The sequence below is a fragment of the Ruegeria sp. YTSA072 genome (genome assembly GCF_059610285.1).
In genome coordinates, this window is sequence record NZ_JBXWNI010000001.1 from 322,639 (window position 1) to 338,600 (window position 15,962).

Below are 15,962 nucleotides of genomic sequence, written 5' to 3' on the forward strand. Positions count from 1 at the left end.
GAAGCAAAGCCGCGCCCTCATCCATCAGGCGGTCAACCTTTGTGCTTTTGGCCTACTTTGCCCGATCTCAGTGCCCGCCCGGCGGCAACAATTCGCAGAAAGAACCCGTCAGCCTCTTCTCGAATTCTCATCTGATGCGAGATCTGTCATCTTCGCCTTTCCTTCATTTCCTGAAGGTTTCTTTCGCGACCACGGTCAAAGTGTGATCGGCTTTAGCAGCTTCCCGGCGTATCCGTTCTCGTTCTTTAATCGGGTCTTTTCCTTGACGGGCTACGGTTCGCCATTTCTCGGCTTCTTGGCGTGCATCCTTCAGAGCTACGGCTGACGGAACGCCAAAACCAACTCTCTGCGATGCCCGGGGCATGAACCCGATGCAGCAACCACTTGCCAGCATCGCCGTCTTTTTATGGCAACCTGAGGTCCTCGCTATCCTAATACTGACCAGGTTGAGCTTCCTTCGCTTGCAAAAATGATAGCTTGTTGACTGCTAGAAATGGTCCACCCCATGGTCCATCTTTTACTGCGAGACACAGTGATCCATCTAGAGGTGACTGGGAACCTCATTGTATTGTTTTAAATGAATTTCCTAGTTTCTTGAGATGCCGGAAACGTCCGGAAAGAGGCGTGTTCAAGTTTTCAATGCATCTCGACCACACCATTGTACTCCCGAAACAAACGTATTTCAGTGCATCTGCCGTGTAGAGTTGCACCAGTTCGCGTTGGAATGCCCGCACCGTAATTTCCTGTCTCGCCCACGCGGATCGGGATGTGTATGAGTGGGCAAGACTATTTGGGAAGGGTAATATGTCTCAGTCCATCACCGTGTTCACAACGATGAAGAACGAAGGCCCTTATATGTTGGAATGGGTTGCGTTCCACAAAACACTGGGCGTCGACCATTTTGTGATTTTCACCAACGACTGTGATGACGGAACGGACAAGATTGCTGCAAGGTTGCAAGAGCTTGGCTTGGCCACTCATGTCAGCAATGAAGTGAAAGAAGGGGGCAATCCCCAGCACCAGATGCTGCGCCGCGCGCGCCGCCAGCCCAAGGTCAAGGAGGCCGACTGGCTGCTGTGTCTGGATGTAGATGAATTCTGGAATATCCGCTGCGGCGACAACGGATTTCATGACCTGATTTCCGAGGTCGAACAAAAGGCAGGTCAACCGGTCGATGCGATATCTCTTGCGTGGAAGTTGTTTGGAAGTTCTGGAAACATCAGTTTCGAAGACAGACCGGTGACAGAGGTATTCTCGATGGGGGATCAAGAGTTCCCCTATCATTCAAGCCGCGCTTTTGGGCTGAAAACGCTGTTCCGAAACAATGGCAAGTTCACCCGGTTTGGTCCGCATCGCCCAAAGGGCTTTGACGAGGAGGTAGCGCCTGACATCGCTTGGTCAGATGCTGGCGGAAAGCTGTTTCCAGCCGATAAAGTCGGTTGGCGGGCGTGGCGCGGGTTCGACCATTCCTTGGGACGCATCCACCACTATTCAGTCCGGTCCATGGACGGGTTTCTTGTCAAGCGCGACCGGGGACGCACAAACCACATCAAGGTGGATCAGGGACAAGCCTACTGGCAGGACATGAATGCCAACAAAGAGGCCGACCAATCCATCTTGCCTGCCGCACGCCGCGCCGCACCTTTGCTGGCCGAACTGAAGGCGGATGAAGAGTTGAACGAATTGCACGCGCAGGCCTGCGACTGGCACCGAGCCAAAGTATCCGAAATCAAGATGCGCCCGGAATGGGTAGAGTTTCGCGTCTGGCTCGCCGATAACCTGATCTGATCATCATGGCCGAAGACCTATCGAAAGAGCAGCTAAAACCGGAACACCCTGATCGCAAGACAGGGTATGAGCGTATCCTGACGGATCCCGCTCCGCCCTGGTTTGTCGAGCTGTACCCCGGCGGCGACGGCACTGGCTTCTTTCAAAAGCTGGAACGCCACTCGATCCTGTTCCATCAGCGCTACCCAAAGCGTCTGGTAGTCAGCTTCGACAATATCGCGAACGCCAATGACCTGTCCTTTGCGCGCGAGCCGTGGGGCTGGAAATTCTTTCGCGACGAAGGGTGGTCCCACATGGGCGTCTTCGCACGCACCAAGGCATGGTATCGCGACCCCGAGATCATTTCCTATTTTGAAAACAAGGTCGCCGAGGGATTCTTTGACCGGTTCGATCAGGTGGTTTTTGCGGGCGCATCGATGGGCGGCTTTGGGGCACTGACCTTTTCGGCGCATGTACCTGGTGCGCATGTGATCGCGTTCAATCCCCAAACAACCCTGGATGAACGGCTGGTGCCTTGGGAAACCCGCTATCGGTTTGGCCGCGTGCAGGACTGGGACCTGCCGATGAGCGATGCGGCCCAAACCGTTCAGACAGCTGGTAAGGCTTACGTCTTTTACGACCCGTTCTTTGATCTGGACCGGCAGCAGGTCCAGCGTCTGCAGGGCGACAACGTGATGTTGCTCAAGACCTGGTTTTCAAACCATTTCGCGGCGCCCATGCTGCGCAAGCTGGATATCCTCAAGCCCGTAATGCTGGGGGCGATGGACGGCTCACTGGATACGGTCGAGTATTACAAGATGATGCGCGCCCGACGTCGCCTGCCTATGTATATTCGGGGGATTGAGGCCATCGGCGCCGAGCGGCACCCTGACTTGGCGGCAAAAGCCCGGCAGCGGTTCCGCCGACTGCGCCGGCAGGCCATGGCCGAGAAGGAAAGGGACGCCTCGTGAGCGCCGCCAAAGGTGTGTTTGTCGGTCAGCGCAAGGACCGCATGGGCGCGCGGTTGCTGATGATGCTGACCTGCATCCGGCTGGCCGAAGATTTCGGCACGACCTACCGGGTGAATTGGTTCCCGCAGGGCGCGGACGCGCCCGAGCTTGACCACCCACAAGAGTTGTTCGCGCAGGATTGGATGGATGAACATTTCCTTACTCCTAAGAAGTTCGGAGCTCTTTCGCAGAATGCCTTGCCGATCTGGTCGTTTCAAAGCGACACGTCGCCCGACCGCCTGACTGCGCATCTCAACGCCGGACGGTCGGTGTTGGTCGAGGAAGGTTTCGAGGTGCTGGCCTTCCCATGGGAGGACGTCGAGACCATCCGGCCAAGGTATCGCGACTTCATTCACCGGGTCGGGTTCACCGAAGAAATACGTGAAATCATGGGTTGCGCGGATGCCAGACTGTCAGGGCAGGGCGTATCTGCCTATCACATCCGCCGCGGTGATATTCTGAATGGGTTGCCGTGGAAGCACACGACCTGGCCCGCAAAGATCGAACCCGAAGAACTATATGAGGCACATCTGGCGAAGAACGCCGATAAAGCGGCCATTATGTTCTCGGACCAGCCGGAACTGATTGCCCGGTTTCAGTCAAAGTTTCCGCACCTGCTGCAGATGCCAGACATTGCCGATGTGTCCGGGATGACACGGGCGAAACGCGATTTTCTGGAACTCTATACGATGTCGCGTGCTGATCAGGTGATTGCACCGGTCATCTCAGCCTTTTCCATGGCAGCAGCCCGAATATCGGGACAGCAGCGAAAAGTGTTTCGGGATGTTCTGACAGAAGAAGAGATTTCTCAGGCGAATGAGAGCGCAATTCGGCGCCTACAGGCTGGGTTTGATGGCTTTTTGAACACGTCCGAGGCCGCGCATATTTATGGCAAGGTTCTGTTCCACATGAACCGGCTGCATTCAGACGATCGAACCGAAGAGGCCAGCGATATCGCTTCAAGGTTGCTGGATGAGGGGGCGGACAACGCGTTTCTGCCACTTCTTCAAGCGCTCAACTTGTTTTACGCAAACAAGTGGGATGAATCTGCAGAGATGGTCGAGACGGCTTTGTTGGACCCCCATACATGGCCCGAAGACTACGCGGTTTGTGGGGCCTTGAAGGCAGCAGCGTTGGGGGAAAAGCGAAAGCGCTGGCAAGCAGCCCAGGCATTCAGCCGTGCATTTTGGGCCAAACCGATCCGACCTGACGTGTTGGTGTTTGGGTCGCGTGTTGTCTACCGGGATCAGATATCATTGCGGCTGTTTCCACCTACCGACTGGTCGCTGCAAAAGGTTATCCGCAGGCCCTGGTTCAATTTCAACTCCCATGTCGCACAGCGCAAAGTGCTGGTGAGATTGCCGTGCAATTTCGACTTTCTTCTGTTGGATTGGTCGATCCTTTCTCTGGATCAAAAAGCCCGCAGACTTTTGGAAAACAAACCCCGTTTGAAGCAGCTGCATGACGGTCTTATTCGGATGACCGATATGCCTGACGAGGATCCGCGCGTACGGAGTTTTAGCGCCAAGCTGGGAGCACATATTGGGAGTATTTCCAATGCTGAGGCTATTGATATCACACGTAAGGTTCTGTCGGATGTGCCCGACAATCCACTCTATCACAAACGATTGGCCGAACTGTACCAAGCAGAAGGCGAGGGAACAACATCGCGGATAACCATGGCGGATGCCTTGGCTTGCGATCCGGGTAACGCCTTTTTGATCTTTGCTATGGGACAGATGCTGGAAATGAACGGTGCCGTTGAACAGGGCCAGAGGCAGATCATTCAGGCCGCAGAGATCGACGACGACACCGCCGCTATTCAGGGCGAGGCCGGGCGAATATTGTTGCAACAGGGCAAAAAGGAAGCTGCTCGTGCGTTTCTTCAAAAAGCCCGAGATTTGTGCCCGACGTACAAGCGGTTCTCAAACCAGCTTAAACGGACGGGCGGGTGAATTGCGTGGATTTCCCCTTGGTAGTTCCACCAATTCAACGTAATTTACCGGCAAATTCAGAATGATCCCGATTAGTTCCGGGCAAAAACAACGAACAGGGCAGTCAATCATGACCGATCAGGACCCTCGATATATCAGTGTCACTCCGATGAAGAACGAAGGCCCGTTCGTGCTAGAGTGGGTGGCCCATAACCGTGCGATTGGTATCGACCAGATGGTCGTGATGACCAATGACTGCACCGATGGTACCGATGCCTTGCTGCAACGGTTGGATGAAAAGGGCATTCTGATCCACGTCGACAACAACTCGCGTCGCAAGACCAGTCCTCAAAAACGGGCCTATAGGACTTTTCTGAAGATGGAAGTCGCACGCCCGCAGGACTGGGTCGTGGTGATCGACGCCGACGAACATATCAACGTCAAGACCGGTGATCATACGCTGCGGGCTTTGTCCGATGCCATTCCGGACGCCAAGACGATCTCAATGACGTGGCGGTTGTTCGGAAACGCAGGCGTTGTGCGGTATGAAGACCGGTTTTTGTCGGATCAGTTCCGACAGGCTGCCCGTGAACAGACTTACCGGCCGCCGCAGGCATGGGGCTTCAAGACCATGTTTCAGCGGGAGATTTGGGATGGGTTGGGTGTTCACCGCCCCAAAAAGCCGACCGTTGAAACCATCGAAGAATGTCGTTGGTACAACGGATCAGGCCAACTGATGCCTGAACGATACTATGAAAAAAGCTGGCGATCGGCCCGTGACTCGGTCGGGTATAAGTTCGTGCAGGTCAACCATTACGCACTGAAGTCCTGTGAAAGCTATCTGGTCAAAAAGATGCGCGGTCGGGCCCACCATTTGGGGGAAAGCCTTGGTCTGGAATACTGGAACATGATGAACCAGAACGCCGAGACGAATACCTCGATAGACGTGGTTTTGGATCGCAAACGTGGTTTCTATTACGAAATGCTCTCTGACCCCGAGGTTGCGCGTCTTCATCATGCGTCTTGCGATCTGCACCGCCAACAGATCGCGCAATTGCGTGACCTGCCCGAGATGCAGGACCTCATGCAGCAGATGACCGCAGGTTTCACGGCCAGCCAGCAGGCATGACGTAGCACAGTTCGGGGACAGGAGCTAGGTAATGCTTTGGCTGCACATGGGGATGCCCAAAACCGGCACGACTGCCTTGCAGGGATTTCTGCGCCGGAAACATTCGGTAATGAACGAGATCGGCCTGCATTATATGGAAACCGGCCGACGCCGGCTGGATGGCGGCACACGTCTGGCGATAAGTCACAACATCGTCGCCTTTCACATCAACCAGAGCGCTGATCCGATGGATCCGTTTCGGTCTGCCATGACGACTGAATACGACGCGCATGCGGATCAGACCTGTGTTGTCTCTTCCGAGATGTTCTATGGCTGCAATCTGAAACGGCTGGCCGAGGTTTTTGCTGATATCCCCTCGCGTGGATTGACGATCACTTACTATTGCCGCCGGTATTCCGATTTCTTCGAGGCTGATTACAAACAGCGGGCCAAGGCAGGGCGGCTGTCCAACGGCGGGACAGAATACATCCGCCAGCAACTTGATCTTATCCGCAATCACCCGGAACGGTTGAGCTTTTCTGCCAAGCTGGCCGAAATCCGCAGTGCCTTTCCCGGCGTCACCGTTGCTCCGCTTTTATACGAACGCGCGGGCATGGTGCGGGGGAATGTCGTCGATGACTTCCTGTCTCGGATCGGTACGCCATTGGCTGAGGAAGTTTCAGCAGGAGCCGTGTCCAACCCGTCGCAATCCCGCGCGGCGAGCGAAGCTTTTGGTGTCATCTCCCGTGCGCTGGGGCGTAAGAAGAGCCGCCAGTTACGCCGGATATTTGTCGATGATCCTGTCATGGTGCGCCGGAATGATGTGCTGGAACCCGATGAGCGCGCTTGGCTAGACGAATTCGTGGCCAAGCAGGATACCGCCTTTCAGCAAGAGTTCTTTCCCGACCGGCCCGAACTGTTCACCCCGACAAAACTAAGCGATGAGGACAAGATGTTTCGCCGGGATACGCCCGAAGAGTATGAGGCTTTGCGTAAAGCCTCTGAGATTGTGTTTCGGTTGGCTTTGGACGCCTGATCGTTATTCCTGAACGGCGATTTCCTGACGCTGTTTTCCGGTCGTCTTGTCAAAAATTAGGATGCGGTTGTCGTCGGTCACGACCGCGTACCAGTTGCTGCCGATGGTCACGGCCTGAGCTTTGGCCCCGTCCGGCAGTTCGATTTGATCGGGCAGGGTAGGGGTTCTGTCCGATAGCCGGATGACAATCAGTGCGAATGTCACTAGAACCCCGCCAATCATCACCGCGGTCAGCAGCATGACCATGCGCCGCAGCAAGCGAAGCTGCGGTGTTTCCTGCGGTTCTTGGGGTTCGGAAGGGACAGTCATGGGCACCCGCCAGATTGAATTTCAGATCGCGGCCGATCCGCCGCCACGCCTTGATAAGGCGCTTTCACGGGATGTACCAGCGGATGAAAACCTGTCGCGCACCCGCCTGACCCGTCTGATCGAAAACGGCGAGGTGACCATCGACGGGGTCGAAGTTCGGGACCCAAAGGCCAAGGTGGCCGAAGGTGCCTCCGTGTCAATCTCCGTCGCCGAAGCCGAAGAAAGCCACATCGGTCCAGAAGATATCCCACTGAACGTCGTCTATGAGGACGCGGACCTGATCGTCATCAACAAACCGGCAGGCATGGTCGTTCACCCTGCGCCGGGCTCGCCCAACGGAACGCTGGTCAATGCGTTGCTGCATCATTGTGGCGAGGACCTGTCAGGTGTGGGGGGCGTCAAACGCCCTGGCATCGTGCACCGCATCGACAAAGAGACCAGCGGCTTGCTGGTGGTCGCCAAGTCTGACGCGGCCCATCACGGTCTGGCGGCGCAGTTCGAGGCGCATAGCGTCGAACGCTATTACCGCGCGATTTGCTACGGCGTACCGGATGCGAATGACCCACGTTTGCGCGGCATCAAGGGTGTCAGCTTTGAACCGGGCAATATCATGCGCCTGACCACGCAATTGGCGCGCCACAAAAACGACCGGCAGAAACAAGCGGTTCTGTTCCACGGTGGTCGGCATGCGGTAACTCGGGCGCGGTTGGTCGAGACATTTGGCAACCCGGCAGGCATCGCGCTGATTGAATGTTGGCTGGAAACCGGCCGAACGCACCAGATCCGTGTCCATATGGCCCATGCCGGGCATGGGCTGGTTGGCGATCCGGTGTATGGGGGTAAACGCAAGCTTGCGGCGAAAGCCTTCAACCCGGCCGCTGCCGAGGCCGTGCGCGGTTTTTCGCGACAGGCGCTGCATGCCGCAGTTTTAGGCTTTGAGCACCCTGTGACAGGCGAAAACCTTCGGTTTGAGGCCGATTTGCCAAATGATATGGAATTTCTGATTGAACAACTGCGCGCGCCGCTGACATAATACGCAAACATACGTGAGTAACGCGTTCTTAGCTTTCCTTTATCAATCGTTAATTTCAAACTGTTAACGGTACCTCTTGAATGGATCGGGACTTATTCCCATATCCCATGTTAACGAAGTAAACATTTGTCGGAGGGACATGAATCATGGCAAATTACGCAAATCTCCCCGCGCCGACGCCCGAGGGCGGCCTGAACCGCTATATGCAGGAAATTCGCAAATTTCCGCTGCTTGAGCCGGAAGAAGAGTACATGCTCGCCAAGCGTTGGGTCGAAGAGCAAGACACTGAAGCTGCACATAAGATGGTCACGTCGCACCTGCGATTGGCGGCCAAGATCGCTATGGGCTATCGCGGCTATGGCCTGCCACAGGCCGAGGTGATTTCCGAGGCCAATGTGGGCCTGATGCAGGCAGTCAAAAAGTTTGATCCGGAAAAAGGTTTCCGTCTGGCGACCTATGCAATGTGGTGGATTCGTGCCTCGATCCAGGAATACGTTCTGCGGTCGTGGTCGATGGTCAAGCTGGGCACGACATCGGCACAGAAAAAGCTGTTCTTTAACCTTCGCAAAGCCAAAGCCCGTATCGGTGCACTGGAAGAAGGCGACCTGCGTCCTGAAAACGTCAAGCGGATCGCTACTGATCTGGGCGTGACCGAAGCTGAAGTCATCAGCATGAACCGCCGGATGTCTGGTGGTGATGCCTCGCTGAACGCGACCGTCGGGTCCGAAGGCGAAGGCACCATGCAATGGCAGGACTGGCTTGAGGACGAAGATGCAGATCAGGCCGGCGATTACGAAGCTCGCGACGAGCTTGACGCCCGCCGCGAGCTTCTTGCGGCTGCGCTGGATGTCCTGAATGACCGGGAAAAGGACATCCTGACTCAGCGCCGTCTGATGGATCAGCCCGTCACGCTGGAAGAGCTCAGCACGCAGTATAATGTCAGCCGCGAGCGTATTCGTCAGATCGAGGTTCGTGCCTTCGAGAAGCTGCAGAAAAAGATGCGCGAGTTGGCCCGTGAAAAGGGCATGCTGGGTACTGTCTGACCCCATTGGTTCAGCCCGCCACAACGGCGGGCTGATTTTCTTTAGGCGAAAATAAAGCTGTCTTCGGTCAGATGTCCGGCTCCAACGCCCGTAAGGACAATACTGTCCCCGTCCCCTAGTTCGATGGTGGTCTGGAAGAAGCCACCGGAGATATCATCCTCGATATCTTCAAATCCGGCGATGCCTTCGTAGCCGGACAAGTCAATCTTGTCCTTTCCGACCCGGAAGTCGACGATCCAATCATCGCCATCCCCGTTTTCAATGACAAACATGTCTTTGCCACGTCCGCCGAACATGATGTCATCATCGGCTCCACCGTCGATCACATCGGCCCCTCTGCCGCCGAATATCGTATCTTCGCCTTCATCACCGCGCAGAATGTCTTTGCCACGACCGCCAAAGATCACGTCGTGTCCAGCGCCTCCAAGCGCGACATCATTGCCTCGGCCAGTATTGATGACATCATTTCCGCCACCACCATGAACGAAGTCCTGACCGCGCCCGGTAAAGTAGAACTCGTCCGAGTCGTCGCCGAGGATGAAATCGGTGTTCTTCTGACCCAGAATGTCCGTAACCGATACAGGCAGAAGGACTCCGTTTAGGGCGTGAATGATCCCGTTTGTGGCTTCAATATCGGTTTGGATGATACCCGGATCGGCGATGCCGTCATCCGCATCGCCCAGACTTGGTGGGGCGCTTTGAAGGTTCAATTCAACTGACGAACCCTGCAACGTTTCGATCTGCGCGCCGTCGCCCAAGCCGGCAACGGCAGCCAGGTCGAATTCCCCGTTCACCACGTGGTATTTCAGCACCTCTGTCAGCAGGGGGATGGGATCCCCTCCGCCCAACAGGGTCAGCGCCTTGACGATGTGCCCCAACGCGCCTGCTTCGTCCGAACCCGCATAGCCCAGAGCCTGGGCAAGTCCGATAAAGGCGGCGTCGGTTGGGGCGAATACCGTAAGGCTGGCCTCGGGGTCATCCAGTGCACCAGCAAGGCCAGCGGCAACAACGGCCTCGCGCAGGATGTCCAAATCTCCGTTGTTGTCATCGAACGAGCCAACGGCTCCGCTCATCAACACGGTTCCGGTAATTGTCTCTGTCGGTGTTGGCATGTCCGGTAATCTCCCACCCAGTTGGTCACAACATCAATCCCGGGTGCAAAAGCGGACAATGCCGACATCCCGGTGACATAGTTGCTACGGCGCAGACAATGAAACGGATCAAGAAATTCTCAGGTTTGCGTGCGTTAATGGGCGGAAAACACCACGAAACCCCTGACTTTAAAGCGATTCCCTGATAGAGACGGCACAAGCTAACAAAGGATGAGGCGGCGGTATGCAGCAACCTGTTCAATGGGGCGTTCTTGGCGCCGCGAAATTCGCACGACAGTTCATGGCGCCGGCAATTCACGCGGCGGACGGGGCCCGGTTGGCAGGTCTTGCCACGTCGGACGCAGCCAAGGCTGAGCCGTTCCAGCAGTACTGCCCTGATCTGACGGTTTATGGCAGCTATGACGCCCTTTTGGCCGATCCCAAGATCGACGCGGTCTATATCCCGCTGCCCAACCATCTGCATGTCGAATGGAGCCTCAAGGCACTGGACGCGGGTAAGCATGTTCTGTGTGAAAAGCCCATGGCCATGTCCGCGCCCGAGTTTGATGCGCTGATCGAAAAAAGGGATCAGACCGGTTTACTGGCGGCCGAAGCGTACATGATCGTGCACCACCCGCAGTGGCAATTCGTACGGCAACTGATCGCGGATGGGGCGATCGGAAAGCTTGTGCATGTGACCGGCGCGTTCAGCTTTGACAATCGGGCGGACACCGGCAACATCCGAAACCGGGCCGAAACCGGCGGCGGTGGGCTGCGCGATATCGGCGTCTACGTGATTGGCAGCGCCCGGTTCGCCACTGGGCAAGAACCAGTTTCGGTGCAATCCGCGATCCGCTGGGAAGATGGCATTGATGCCTTCACCGAGATACGCGCGCAATTCCCCGATTTTACCTATTCCAGCTACGTCTCGATCCGGATGCACCCGCATCAGGAAATGGTGTTCCATGGCGAGGGTGGCGTGATCCGCATGACCGCGCCTTTCAATGCGCGTGTTTTTGGTGAGGCACGGGTGGAACTGCATCGTCCGGGACTTGAGGTTCAGGTCACGCGGTTCCCGGGCGACGATCACTACAAGCTTCAGGTCGAGGCATTCTGCAAGTCAGTCCGCGACGGGGCCAACTACCCATGCCCGCTGGAATTCTCGCGTGGAACGCAAGCAATGATTGACAGGGTGTTTGAGGGCGCGGTCGCCCTCTGACTTGCCACGCAGCACTCGGCTGGACTATTCTGGTCGTCACCTGATCAGGAGGGAGACCATGGCAGGCGGCTGGGCGCGTGACGGCGCGGTGAGTGAACAGATTGAGGCGTCCATTACGGACGAACTGGCCCGGATGCAGGCGCAAAAGCGGCCTGGCGGGGAAAGCCTGACCCATTGCGCTGAATGCGAAGAGCCAATTCCAGAAAAGCGACGGGCCGCCATTCCTGGTGTTAAACTCTGCCTGGATTGCCAGCAGGATCGGGACGGGGCCTTCAAGGCCCGTTCTGGCATCAATCGCCGTGGTTCAAAAGACAGTCAGTTGAAGTAAGCGGGGCATAGGGATGCCCGACGCAAAAGAGAAGCAGCCACTCTTGCAAAACGGGCTGGTTCTTGGGTTTCTTGCGGCTTTCCTGTGGGGCACGCACAGCGTCATAGTCCGCTACCTGACCAGCGATCTGGGAGGGCTGCAAATCGCGGTAACGCGCCTGTTCATCGCAGCCATCGCCATCTATTGCATGCTGCGCGTGATGCAGGTCGCTGTTTCGATCCGGTTGAATGACTGGAATTTTCGGCTGGCCGTTCTGTCCACCGTGGTCAACTACATCCTGTTCCATATCGGGCTTGAACATACCGGTGCAGCCAATGCCATGGTTCTTGAGAACACGGCGCCATTCTTTGTGCTGATCTTCTTGTATTTCTTTGCCGACACGCCCGTTACACGCACAGACATACTTGCCACGGGGTTGGCGATTTTCGGCGTATTCCTAACGGTTTATCAGGATTTCCAAGGCGGTGGAGAGCCCCTGTTCGGGGACTTGCTTGAAATTGGCGCAGGGCTAAGCTGGGCGGTTTTCCTAATCTCGAGCAGCCGGGCGATGCGAAATTCTGAAACGACCGGAGAACGTCTGAACTTCCTATTTGGGATATTCTTGTGCTCGGGTGTGCTATTGGTCCCGCTGGCCGCATTTTCACTGCAAATACCAACAGCCAACGATGCCGTGTTCCTGATTTTGTTGGGGGTGCTGCCGACCGCTTTGGCCTACTACCTCTGGTACGAGGCCGCCGCGCGGGTCTCGACGTTGACCGCGACCTTGATGTTCGCCGCATCTGTGGTGTTCACGTTCATCAACTCAGCCCTGTTTCTGGGGGCCGCAATCACGCCGGTCGCGGCCCTAGGGGCTGTGTTGATTGTGGTCGCCATTTTCCTGACGACCAAAAGCCAGAAGTGACTAGTTTTCCATCGCTTCCAGCTCGTCGATAAAGCCGGAAATCATCGACAGACCCTTGTCCCAGAATTTGGGATCGCTTGCATCCAATCCGAACGGTGCCAGCAGTTCCTTGTGGTGTTTGGACCCACCAGCGCGCAACATTTCGAAATACTTGTCTTCGAACCCGTCCGCACCGCTTTCGTAGACCGAGTATAGCGCGTTCACCAAACCGTCACCGAACGCATAGGCGTAGACGTAGAACGGTGAATGGACGAAGTGCGGGATATAAGCCCAGAAGGTCTCGTACCCATCCATGAATTCAAATGCGGGCCCAAGGCTTTCGGCCTGAACGCTCATCCACAAAGCGTTGATGTCATCCGGGGTCAGCTCGCCTTCGCGACGGGCGGCGTGCAGTTTGCATTCAAAGTCGTAAAAGGCGATCTGACGTACGACCGTGTTAATCATATCCTCGACCTTGCCGGCCAGCAGCACCTTGCGCTGTTCCGGAGTTTCGGCCTTGTCCAACATCTTGCGGAAGGTCAGCATTTCACCAAAGACCGAAGCCGTTTCTGCCAACGTCAGTGGGGTAGAAGACAGCATCTCGCCCTGATCGGCCGCCAGTACCTGATGGACGCCGTGCCCCAACTCATGCGCCAGTGTCATCACGTCGCGCGGTTTGCCCAGATAATTGAGCATCACGTACGGATGAACCTCGGTGACGGTCGGATGCGCAAACGCGCCCGGAGCCTTCCCGGGTTTAACCGCAGCGTCGATCCAACCCTTCGAGAAAAACGGAGCCGCGATTTCACCCATGCGGGGATCGAAGGCAGTATAGGCGTCCATCACTGTCTTTTCGGCTTCATCCCAATCAACGATGCGGGTGTCTTCCATCGGCAGCGGAGCGTTACGATCCCAGACCTGCATGACATCCAGACCCAGCCATTTGCGTTTCAGCTCATAATAGCGATGGCTGAGCTTGGGGTAGGCGGCCACGACCGCCTCGCGCAGGGCCTCAACGACTTCGGGTTCCACGTCGTTGGACAGGTGGCGACCGGTTTGCGCGGTCGGCATGTTGCGCCAGCGGTCGACAATTTCCTTTTCCTTGGCCTGTGTGTTGTGGACACGGGCGAAGGTTTTGACGTTGTCCTGAAACACTGCGGCCAACTCGCGCGCGGCTGCTTCGCGTTTGGCACGGTCCTGCTCTGTCAGAAAGTTCAGGGTGCCTTCAATGTTCAGTTCTTCGCCATCAACAGTGAAGGTCAACCCGGCAATGGTTTCGTCAAAAAGACGCTCCCACGCGTCGCCAACAACGCCGAGGTCGTGCAGGAATTTCTCAAGCTCGTCGGACAGTTGGTAGGGTTTCATCGCGCGGATGCGGCGGAACACCGGCTCGTACCGCGCCAGATCGGCATTCACATCGAAATGTGCCTTCAGGACATCATCGTCGATGCGGTTGATTTCGAGCGTGAAAAACACCAAGGGGGTGGTGAAGATGGTGATCTTTTCCTGCATGTCGGACAGAAATTTGGCACGCTCGGCATCTGTGGTCAGCTGATAGTACCGCAGACCAGCAAACGACATGATGCGCCCGGCGATTGAATTGATCTTCTCATTGCGCTCGACGCAGTTCAGCAGACCCGCAGCATCCAGATCAGCCAGCTTACCCTCGTAGTTTTCGGCAAACGAGGCACATTCCTTTTCCAACCAGTCCAGATCGCGGGACAGTTCGGGGGCGTCCTCTGAGGTGTAGAGATCGGTTAGATCCCATTCCGGCAGGTTGCCCAGATTGCCGGCACCTCCGGCAGCATTTGCGTCTCGGACAGGAAAAGGAAGGTCGCGCATGGATCACCTCGATAATAGCTTTCGCCAACATCTAGGCGCGCGAGGCAGGGATCACAAGCGGTGCGTGATCGGACTTAGGAAGACAGAACCGGTTCCGGCACCGCGTCAGTTTGCGTGGCTTTGAAATGAGCGGCCAATTGGTCAAAGACCGGCCCGCGCACGTCGGGTGCCTCCATCAGAACTTCGTGTTCGCCATCTGGGATTTCGACCAGAGTGCCACTGGGCCAGTTCGCCATGCGGGCGCGGATAGCCTTGCGGTCGACAATCTGTTCATGGCTGCCCAGAAAGGTCAGGCATGGCGTATCCGGAGCGGCCTGGTCCATCAACCAGGCGCATTCATCCAAGGCTTCGCGCAGCCAGATGGTCGAAGGCGCACCAAGCGCCAGTTCGGGCTGTGAAGCCAGTTGATCCTTCATCATCTGGAACATGTCCGGATCGCGGGTCAGTACATTCCCCTCGAACGGTTGGGAGGCCACATAGCTTTCCAAGGATGTGGTCGGTGGTGTTTTTTCCCCCAACCCGATCCTAGGCCCCCAATAGGCTGTCAGACGGCTGAGCGGTTTCATGATCGGCGTAAAGAAAATGCCCCACATCGGTCCGGTAAAGGCGCAGGCGGCAAAGCAGTTCTTTTCCAAAGCCGCGCGCATACCGATGGCCCCGCCCATGGAATGTCCGATCACAAACCAAGGCTTCGGCAGATTCAGCTCGGTTGCCAGGTTCAGTGTGGCTTGAACATCTTGTTGATAATCCGTGAACTGCTCGACATGCCCGACGCGCGGGTCATCCAGTAGCCTGTCGGCCAGACCCTGACCGCGCCAGTCGACAGCCAGGAAGGCAAAGCCGCGGCCAGTGAATTCGGCCGCGCAATTGCCGTACTTCTCGATGTATTCGGTGCGGCCGGGGAACATCATCACCGTGCCGCAGGCATCGCGTTCGGGCGACCAGTGGCCCACCCGAATGCGTGTGTTGTCCGCTGTGTTCAGCCAATGAGCCTGACCACCGGCGGGGACGCCGGCCATGTCTGCAAAGAAAGGGGCCGGCGACAGGTCCATCAGGCCAGTGCCGATGCCAGTTGCATGGCAACGCCCATGTCACCATCCACGGTCAGCTTGCCTGACATGAACGCGCCGGTGGGGTTCAATTCACCGCTGAGTATTTGTTCGAACGTGTCCGCATCGGCGTTCATGGTGACGTCTGTTTCTTCGTCACTGACGCGCGCGCCGCTTGCGTCCAGAACGATTGAGCCCAGATCTGCGATGGCAAATTTTGCCGACGCGGTAAAATCGCCGCCCGACAGTTTTTCGTTCAATGCGGCTGCCGCTTTTTCCAGAGTGTCGCTCATGATTCTCCTCACTATGTTTG

At 56.5% G+C, this 15,962-nt stretch carries 16 protein-coding genes; 10 read left to right on the top strand and 6 right to left on the bottom strand.

Features of this window, described 5'->3' with window-relative positions; translation table 11 throughout:
• Nucleotides 1-163: 163 nt before the first annotated feature.
• Entirely contained in the window at nt 164-394 is a 231-nt protein-coding gene (locus AC2FIB_RS01570; protein ID WP_496732977.1) for an integrase arm-type DNA-binding domain-containing protein, read from the bottom strand.
• A 410-nt stretch (nt 395-804) separates the two neighbouring features.
• Here AC2FIB_RS01570 and AC2FIB_RS01575 point away from each other — a divergent pair, with 410 nt between their 5' ends.
• The 5 genes from AC2FIB_RS01575 to AC2FIB_RS01595 all read left to right on the top strand — a co-directional run bounded on the left by AC2FIB_RS01575 (nt 805) and on the right by AC2FIB_RS01595 (nt 6,855).
• Nucleotides 805-1,788, top strand: coding sequence for a glycosyltransferase family 2 protein (locus AC2FIB_RS01575; protein ID WP_496732978.1), 984 nt, complete (start codon nt 805-807; stop codon nt 1,786-1,788).
• 5 nt (nt 1,789-1,793) lie between these two features.
• The gene (locus AC2FIB_RS01580; protein WP_496841611.1) at nt 1,794-2,738 is read left to right on the top strand and encodes a hypothetical protein; all 945 of its coding nucleotides are present in this window, start codon (nt 1,794-1,796) and stop codon (nt 2,736-2,738) included.
• The gene (locus tag AC2FIB_RS01585) at nt 2,735-4,732 is read left to right on the top strand and encodes a hypothetical protein (protein ID WP_496841613.1); all 1,998 of its coding nucleotides are present in this window, start codon (nt 2,735-2,737) and stop codon (nt 4,730-4,732) included. The genes AC2FIB_RS01580 and AC2FIB_RS01585 overlap by 4 nt, the downstream gene beginning before the upstream one ends.
• A 109-nt stretch (nt 4,733-4,841) precedes the next feature.
• A complete protein-coding gene (locus AC2FIB_RS01590) occupies nt 4,842-5,840 on the top strand; it encodes a glycosyltransferase family 2 protein (protein ID WP_496841615.1) in 999 nt (332 codons plus the stop codon).
• A gap of 31 nt (nt 5,841-5,871) precedes the next feature.
• The gene (locus tag AC2FIB_RS01595) at nt 5,872-6,855 is read left to right on the top strand and encodes a hypothetical protein (protein WP_496841617.1); all 984 of its coding nucleotides are present in this window, start codon (nt 5,872-5,874) and stop codon (nt 6,853-6,855) included.
• Nucleotides 6,856-6,858: 3 nt separating this feature from the next.
• Here the strand turns inward: AC2FIB_RS01595 and AC2FIB_RS01600 are convergent, their stop codons facing one another.
• A complete protein-coding gene (locus AC2FIB_RS01600; protein ID WP_058277654.1) occupies nt 6,859-7,164 on the bottom strand; it encodes a DUF6476 family protein in 306 nt (101 codons plus the stop codon).
• Between AC2FIB_RS01600 and AC2FIB_RS01605 the strand changes: the two genes are divergently transcribed.
• Nucleotides 7,163-8,197, top strand: coding sequence for an RluA family pseudouridine synthase (locus tag AC2FIB_RS01605; protein ID WP_282168528.1), 1,035 nt, complete (start codon nt 7,163-7,165; stop codon nt 8,195-8,197). The two genes, AC2FIB_RS01600 and AC2FIB_RS01605, sit on opposite strands and share 2 nt — an antisense overlap.
• Before the next feature lie 146 nt (nt 8,198-8,343).
• The gene (gene rpoH / locus AC2FIB_RS01610; protein WP_058273882.1) at nt 8,344-9,240 is read left to right on the top strand and encodes an RNA polymerase sigma factor RpoH; all 897 of its coding nucleotides are present in this window, start codon (nt 8,344-8,346) and stop codon (nt 9,238-9,240) included.
• A 41-nt stretch (nt 9,241-9,281) separates the two neighbouring features.
• Here rpoH and AC2FIB_RS01615 read toward each other — a convergent pair whose 3' ends face one another.
• Nucleotides 9,282-10,352 (bottom strand): fasciclin domain-containing protein, encoded by a 1,071-nt coding sequence (locus AC2FIB_RS01615; RefSeq protein WP_496732983.1) that lies wholly within the window; start codon nt 10,350-10,352, stop codon nt 9,282-9,284.
• Between the two features lie 223 nt (nt 10,353-10,575).
• Here AC2FIB_RS01615 and AC2FIB_RS01620 point away from each other — a divergent pair, with 223 nt between their 5' ends.
• The 3 genes from AC2FIB_RS01620 to AC2FIB_RS01630 are packed head-to-tail and all read left to right on the top strand — an operon-like array spanning nt 10,576 to nt 12,779.
• A complete protein-coding gene (locus AC2FIB_RS01620; protein ID WP_496732984.1) occupies nt 10,576-11,550 on the top strand; it encodes a Gfo/Idh/MocA family protein in 975 nt (324 codons plus the stop codon).
• A gap of 58 nt (nt 11,551-11,608) precedes the next feature.
• Nucleotides 11,609-11,878: a DksA/TraR family C4-type zinc finger protein gene (locus AC2FIB_RS01625; protein WP_496732985.1), complete on the top strand. Its 270-nt coding sequence runs from the start codon at nt 11,609-11,611 to the stop codon at nt 11,876-11,878.
• A gap of 13 nt (nt 11,879-11,891) precedes the next feature.
• Complete coding sequence (locus AC2FIB_RS01630; RefSeq protein WP_496841620.1) at nt 11,892-12,779, top strand: DMT family transporter; 888 nt, start codon at nt 11,892-11,894, stop codon at nt 12,777-12,779.
• Here the strand turns inward: AC2FIB_RS01630 and AC2FIB_RS01635 are convergent, their stop codons facing one another.
• The 3 genes from AC2FIB_RS01635 to AC2FIB_RS01645 all read right to left on the bottom strand — a co-directional run bounded on the left by AC2FIB_RS01635 (nt 12,780) and on the right by AC2FIB_RS01645 (nt 15,942).
• Nucleotides 12,780-14,600, bottom strand: a complete 1,821-nt coding sequence (locus AC2FIB_RS01635; RefSeq protein ID WP_496841622.1) for a M3 family oligoendopeptidase — start codon at nt 14,598-14,600, stop codon at nt 12,780-12,782.
• 74 nt (nt 14,601-14,674) lie between these two features.
• Nucleotides 14,675-15,652: an alpha/beta fold hydrolase gene (locus tag AC2FIB_RS01640; RefSeq protein WP_496732988.1), complete on the bottom strand. Its 978-nt coding sequence runs from the start codon at nt 15,650-15,652 to the stop codon at nt 14,675-14,677.
• On the bottom strand, nt 15,652-15,942 hold the full coding sequence (locus AC2FIB_RS01645) for an SCP2 sterol-binding domain-containing protein (protein WP_058273875.1): 291 nt from the start codon (nt 15,940-15,942) through the stop codon (nt 15,652-15,654). Before AC2FIB_RS01645 ends, AC2FIB_RS01640 begins: the two co-directional genes overlap by 1 nt.
• Between the last annotated feature and the right edge of the window lie 20 nt (nt 15,943-15,962).